This window comes from Nostoc sp. CHAB 5715, assembly GCF_020829685.1.
GTDB lineage: Bacteria > Cyanobacteriota > Cyanobacteriia > Cyanobacteriales > Nostocaceae > Nostoc.
Genome location: NZ_JAIVFR010000385.1, coordinates 1 through 6,459, shown reverse-complemented (window position 1 = coordinate 6,459; position 6,459 = coordinate 1). Strand labels below are relative to the sequence as shown.

The 6,459-nt window shown below is 42.0% G+C and carries 3 protein-coding genes and 3 pseudogenes; 4 read left to right on the top strand and 2 right to left on the bottom strand.

Features of this window, described 5'->3' with window-relative positions:
- Positions 1 to 319: 319 nt before the first annotated feature.
- Positions 320 to 517: pseudogene (locus LC574_RS20790) on the top strand (UPF0104 family protein); the annotation flags it as partial.
- Positions 518 to 563: 46 nt separating this feature from the next.
- Positions 564 to 3,101, top strand: coding sequence for an ATP-dependent DNA helicase RecG (recG, locus tag LC574_RS20785; RefSeq protein WP_229455356.1), 2,538 nt, complete (start codon positions 564 to 566; stop codon positions 3,099 to 3,101).
- Between the two features lie 106 nt (positions 3,102 to 3,207).
- Here the strand turns inward: recG and LC574_RS20780 are convergent, their stop codons facing one another.
- Entirely contained in the window at positions 3,208 to 4,161 is a 954-nt protein-coding gene (locus tag LC574_RS20780; RefSeq protein ID WP_229455355.1) for a glycosyltransferase, read from the bottom strand.
- 317 nt (positions 4,162 to 4,478) lie between these two features.
- Between LC574_RS20780 and LC574_RS20775 the strand changes: the two are divergent.
- Positions 4,479 to 5,354 (top strand): annotated as a pseudogene (locus tag LC574_RS20775) (cobalt-precorrin-5B (C(1))-methyltransferase); the annotation flags it as partial.
- Here LC574_RS20775 and LC574_RS20770 read toward each other — a convergent pair.
- Positions 5,347 to 5,790, bottom strand: a pseudogene (locus LC574_RS20770) (class I SAM-dependent methyltransferase); the annotation flags it as partial. The pseudogenes LC574_RS20775 and LC574_RS20770 sit on opposite strands and share 8 nt — an antisense overlap.
- 138 nt (positions 5,791 to 5,928) lie before the next feature.
- On the opposite strand from LC574_RS20770, the gene LC574_RS20765 reads away from it, so the two are divergent.
- Positions 5,929 to 6,459 (top strand): glycosyltransferase family 39 protein (locus LC574_RS20765; protein WP_229455351.1); only part of this gene is annotated, 531 nt, incomplete at its 3' end.

Genomic DNA, 6,459 nt, shown 5'->3' with positions numbered 1-6,459 from the left:
TGCTTGTCTTGGTTCGCTCATTCGATAACCTTTTTTAAGGATATGAATAATAAAATGCACTTGACCTCTAGCGCAGGCTACATTTTAAGTACTACAAAAATAATATTTTTATCTAACTCTAGAGAGATATAAAATAAAGTAATATAGTCTTCGTAAAAAGAACTACATCAACCTGTTTGATAAAAAATTTTTAGTACATACCTCGCCCCAAGCGATGCCGTTGGGTGGGCGAAAAAACTAATCACATCCGACTAATTCAAACCACGCCCACTCAATGACTGTGGTATCTCTTGGACTAATGACTAATGACTAATGACTAATGACTAAGCAATTTTCACGTTGGATAATTTTGGGCGCAACGCTGTTTTTTTTAGCGAAAGCTCTGAAGGATAACTGGATTGGAGTGACTGCCATCCGCATTGATGGGGTAGGATGGGCAATTATAGCGATCGCTACAGGTGTCACTTTACTAGCACATACTTGGGCTGGCTGGATCTGGACTTGGATTTTGCAAGAGTCAAATGACTAATGACTAATGACTAATGACTAATGATTAATCACCAATGACTAATGAAAAACCAGATTGGATAAGATTGCACAAAGCCTTGGCAATAGAAGCCGAACGCGGCTTTACAGACTTGGTGGGCAGAGAATACCGTTTCAGTGAATTTCTTAGCCTAACTTTGGGCAAATTCCCAACAGGCTTACCCCAAACTGAACGCCGCCGTTGGCAAGGACTAGCGGTGCAATTTGCTAGTTATCCACATCTAGCACTGGAAGAAAGACAACATTTAGTAGCAGAGACTCGCAGGTATCTTTCCCAACTACAGCAAGAGGAGCAGGGGGAGCAGGGGAGCAGCACTTCGGCTACGCTCAGTGACCGAGGAGCAGGGGAGCAGGGGAAAGTCTATGAATCCAAAATTCAAGTTGCGCTTCCAGCGCACCAAAGGTGCGATTCAAAATCTCCAATTGTTGCTGAGGTAAGTCGGAGGCTTGCACCGAACATTGACCAAAAACTCAGCGATTTACCAGAAATAGGCTTTAAAAAAGCTGATAATTTGGCACGGCTTGGTTTACACACCGTCCGCGATTTGCTTTTCTACTATCCTCGTGACCACATTGATTATGCGCGTCAGGTGAATATCCGCGAGTTACAGGCGGGTGAGACAGTGACAATAGTAGCTACAGTGAAGCGTTGCAACTGCTTTACTAGCCCTAAAAATCAGAAATTATCAATTTTAGAACTGGTAGTCAAAGATAACAGTGGTCAAATCAAAATTGGTCGTTTTTATGCAGGTACGCGCTTTAGCAGTCGCGCTTGGCAAGAAAGTTTAAAACGCCGTTATCCAGTGGGTAGTATTTTGGCGGCGTGTGGGTTGGTGAAAGAAAGTAAATACGGCTTGACGCTCGATAATCCAGAACTAGAGGTTTTGGCAAATCCAGGAGATACCATTGAGTCGCTGAATATTGGGCGGGTAGTGCCAATTTATGGATTGACTGAAGGCGTGGTGGCGAATACAGTACGACAGGCGGTAATTGCTGCTTTACCTGCTGCAACTCACCTGAAAGACCCTTTGCCAAGTGGTTTGCGACAAAAGTATGGTTTGATGGAATTGAAAGATGCGATCGCTAACATCCATTTTCCTAGCGATAGCGCCGCTCTGCAAGTTGCCCGTCGTCGCCTAGTCTTTGATGAATTTTTCTATCTGCAACTTGGGTTACTGCAACGTCAACAGCAAGCAAGGGCGATTCAAACCAGCGCCATCCTGGTTCCACGCGGTCAACTTGTAGAGAAATTTCACGAAATACTGCCTTTTCAACTCACTGGCGCACAGCAACGAGTCCTCAACGACATCCTCAACGATTTACAGAAACCTGTGCCAATGAATCGTTTGGTTCAAGGTGATGTCGGTTCTGGTAAAACAGTCGTCGCCGTGCTAGCTATCCTCGCGGCAATTCAATCTGGCTACCAAGCGGCGCTGATGGCTCCCACAGAAGTTTTGGCAGAACAACATTATCGCAAGTTAGTTAGCTGGTTTAACCTCTTACATTTACCAGTGGAATTACTTACAGGTTCCACCAAAGCTGCTAAACGAAGACAAATACATTCTCAGTTAGGAACTGGTGAATTACCTCTGTTAGTGGGAACTCATGCCCTGATTCAAGACCCTATAAACTTCCATCAACTGGGGTTAGTGGTGATTGATGAACAGCATCGCTTTGGGGTAGAACAACGGGCACGTTTGCAGCAAAAAGGCAATCAACCTCATGTATTAACTATGACAGCTACCCCAATTCCCCGAACCTTAGCACTGACGATACACGGGGATTTGGATGTGAGCCAGATTGATGAGTTACCGCCAGGACGACAAAAGATTCAGACAACAGTATTGTCAGGTCAGCAACGCAACCATGCTTACGACCTGATCCGCCGAGAAATTGCCCAAGGTAGACAAGTTTACGTGGTTTTGCCCTTGGTAGAAGAATCAGAAAAACTGGATCTGCGATCGGCGGTAGAGGAGCATCAAAAGCTACAAGAAAGCGTTTTTCCCGATTTTCAAGTGGGGCTACTGCACGGTCGCATGAGTTCAGCCGAGAAGGACGAAGCAATTACTAAATTCCGCGATAACCAAACGCAAATTTTGGTTTCTACTACCGTTGTTGAGGTAGGTGTAGACGTACCTAATGCTACAGTGATGCTCATTGAAAATGCAGAGCGATTTGGTTTATCGCAACTCCACCAACTGCGGGGGCGCGTTGGTCGTGGTGCGGCTCAGTCTTACTGTCTGTTGATGAGCAGTTCTAGAAGTCCTGATGCTCAACAACGGTTGAAGGTGTTGGAACAATCTCAGGATGGCTTTTTCATCTCTGAGATGGATATGCGTTTTCGTGGGCCAGGACAAGTACTAGGAACTCGTCAATCTGGAGTGCCAGATTTTACATTGGCGAGTTTGGTTGAAGATGAAGAAGTTTTACTTTTAGCGCGGCAAGCAGCAGAGAAAATAATAGAGATGGATGCAACTTTAGAGCGCTGGTATTTGATGAAAGAAGAGTTGAAGTATAGGTATGAGCGCTTGATGGGTGGGGCGATTTTAACGTAAAGGAGCAGGACCTCGGATAGTCGTGTTGAAGCGTAAGGTATTAGGAAAAGGGATTTTGTAATTTTATTTGTGTGTTAAACCTAACTCTGAACTTCTTACTTTTCAATCACAATGTTTGCTGCATTTGAGCATAGGCTTCATAGACACCCTTCACGTTATACCAGTTGAGAAAAATTCGGGCAATTTCTAAAGCCAATTGAGGTTTACCTAGATTAATTAGCCATTGTAAAAATGGTGCCATTGTCCGTTCGTTCAGTGTACCATTGAGTGAAAGAATGCCCCAAAGTAGGCGATGCAGCCAAGTCATTTGAATCATCATTCGCACTTCCCATGTAGGATGCTTTTGATAAAACAAAACCCCCATCCGTCCGCGTTGAATTTCTTGGTCAATCAATCGGGGAATTTGCTCTAATTTAAATGCTGGATGCCAGTGATATCCTACGGCTTCTGGACATTTAATTAGTGTCAAACCTAGTTTTTTCAGCCGTACACCTAATTCTAAATCTTCCCAGCCATAGAGTTGAAAGCTGGTATCAAAAAGTCCGGCTTTATCTAACCAATGTTTGGGAATTGCTACATTTCCCGTAGCAAAAAAAGCTGCTGAAAAATCGGTTACTTTGTAGAGTTCAGAAGTTGGGTTGTTGAAATTACAAGTATTAATAACTGCACCGTAAGTGAAAAAGCGATCGCACCCCAATTTCTCTTTTCCCTGCACTAGTGCGTTACCATGAGCTTGCAGGAAATTCTTCAACACTACTAAATCACTATCAATAAAGATAATTGTGTCTCCCAGCGCCTCTTCTACCCCCAAATTCCGCGCCGCAGCTGGGCCAGCATGATCTTGCTGAAACCATCGCACATGAGGAAACTCCTCTTTGTGTACTGCTAACCACTCCAATGTGCCATCAGTAGAACCATCATCCACCAAGACAATCTCGTAACCAGTAACCGAACTTGGCTGACTTAACTCCTGCACCTCCAAAGCACGGAGGCACTTTTCTAAAATTGGTTGGCGATTATAAGTCGGTATCACAACACTGAAAAACACAATCTTACCCACAACACTATTTACTCATCCCCAGGATAGGACAGATGGGGCGCTAACACTGTTCCTTACCTAATTCTGGCCACGAAAACAGCAATGGTTGATAATTATTAGTTAATTAAAATATAACCTAAATTTAATTATTGTAACCGATACTTAGTGAAAAATCGACTATATTTGTGCATAAAAACCACCTAATTCAATTCTCAATTGTTGTTATCAACAAGTTACTAGTTATTTAAAACACAGCAAATTCTTATAAATTACTAGTTTTTTATAATCAATAGGTTTGTTTCTACTAAATTTTTCCTGTCAAATCAGAGGAAAGTTTGATGTCTCAATTCAGTCGCAGACAAATTTTAATATTTTTTGCTGGCAGTGCTGGTGCTGTTTTGTTGGGAAACAAAATCATAAACAGTTTTATCAGCAGTAAAGAAACAAAAATCACGTCATTGGGCTTTACACCTGTACGCTTACCACATCCCCTAGCAATTTATCAACAGCAGACAAATTTTTTGCCAACAGGAATTGCTCAAGGAGAAGTAGTTAATGTATCTGCGGATGTGAAGTTAAGTAAGTATAACGTTATTGATGATGTGGTAGTGCCTCCAGAGTACGAACGTTATGTAATTGTCAGTTGGGGCGATCGCGTCTTTCCCAACAAAGATGATTATTTCGGTTACAACAACGATTTTACTGGTTTTATTCCCCTTGGAGAAACTAATGATGTCGGGTATTTATGGGTGAATCATGAATACGTTAGTTTTCCATTTTCTACTTTAGTAGTAGATGATTCCTCTGATGTTAAAGGACTGCCCGACGCATTTGAAAGCGTAATTGGTTGGGCTTTACCCTCCAGCAGAAATATTGAAGTTGAAGGGGAATTTTTATATAACCAAGGCGGCTCGATCGTCCGCATCTCTCGCCAGAATACGAGTAAACGTTTTGCTGTAGTCGAAGATGCTAAAAATCGCCGTATTCATGGTCTTTCTGGGTTGGGAATCAATAGCCAACGCAATGATGATGACAAGCCTGCTATTTATGCTTACGCTCAAAAGCTGTTGCAAGAGAATTTGCAACGAATGCTAGAACCTGGGGAAAAAATCACGGTGACGATTATTCTACCCGAAGGGCGATCGCTTGCTGTTCGCACTTCAAATTCTGCTTTTGGTGTGGTTGAAGGACTTTCCCTTTTAGGGACAACCGGTTAGAAAAGCTGATAATTGCAACACCACCAGGTTTCAGAATGCGGTAAATTTCAGAAAATACTGCTTCTGGATATTGCACATACTGCACAGATACGCAATTGAGAACAGCATCAAAATCTTCATCTGGTAAAGGTAGCTGCGGATTTTCGTTAAGATTTTGCACAAAGTAATGATTTAAGCGGGGATTTCGTGCTAGTTCCTCAGCGTTGAGTCCGTGTCCTTCCACATGGGCAAACTGCATCTCTTCTGGTAGATGAGACACCCAACTGCTCATCATATCAAAAATGCGGGTGTTGGGTTTGAGGCGATCGCTATATAAATCCGTTAGCTGTTGAATAAATCCTTCATCGACATGAGTAACAAAGCGGGGATAAGCATAGAACAGCTTATCGTCTGTGTCGTCTAATTTCAGGCGTTGATTCGGTTTTAACTGCATAAATCTTTATTTTGGAGTACTTTTTGGGAAAATTGCGGCAATTTCAAATATTTTTCAACCAACACTATGTAACATATTTTAGTAACAGTAGAACACATAAACGAGTCTAAATGGCAGCATTCTATTTTTATCAATTCAATGTTATATAAAATACAGTTATTTCAGCATATTTGGCGACAAATCCGCCTAGTAGCATCATTACCCTATTTTAGTTTGTTAGTTTGGATACTGTCCTTATTATTATTTACTTCTGGGCATAATAGTCTGATGGCACATGATGAAGCACTTTACGCTTCGCGTGCGCGTCTGATGTTTGATTCTGGTAATTGGATAACTCCTTGGGAAAAAGCACATCATAAAACCCCTGGCCCTTATTGGATAATTGCCAGTTTCTACAAGCTGTTTGGAATGAGTGATACTAGTGCGCGTATTCCTAGTATGATTGCTAGCATTTTTAGCTTATGGCTGGTGTATGAAATCGGCAAAAGTATGCTATGCAAAAAATTAGGTTGGCTAGCTGCTGCAATTTTAAGCGTGGAATTTTTTTGGCTGCAATACTCTCGCTTAAGTACACCTGATGTACCGATGGTTCTATTGGTACTTTTAGCTATTTTGTCTTTAATAAAAACGGAATCATATCCGAAATATCGCTATTTTTGGAGTTTTATA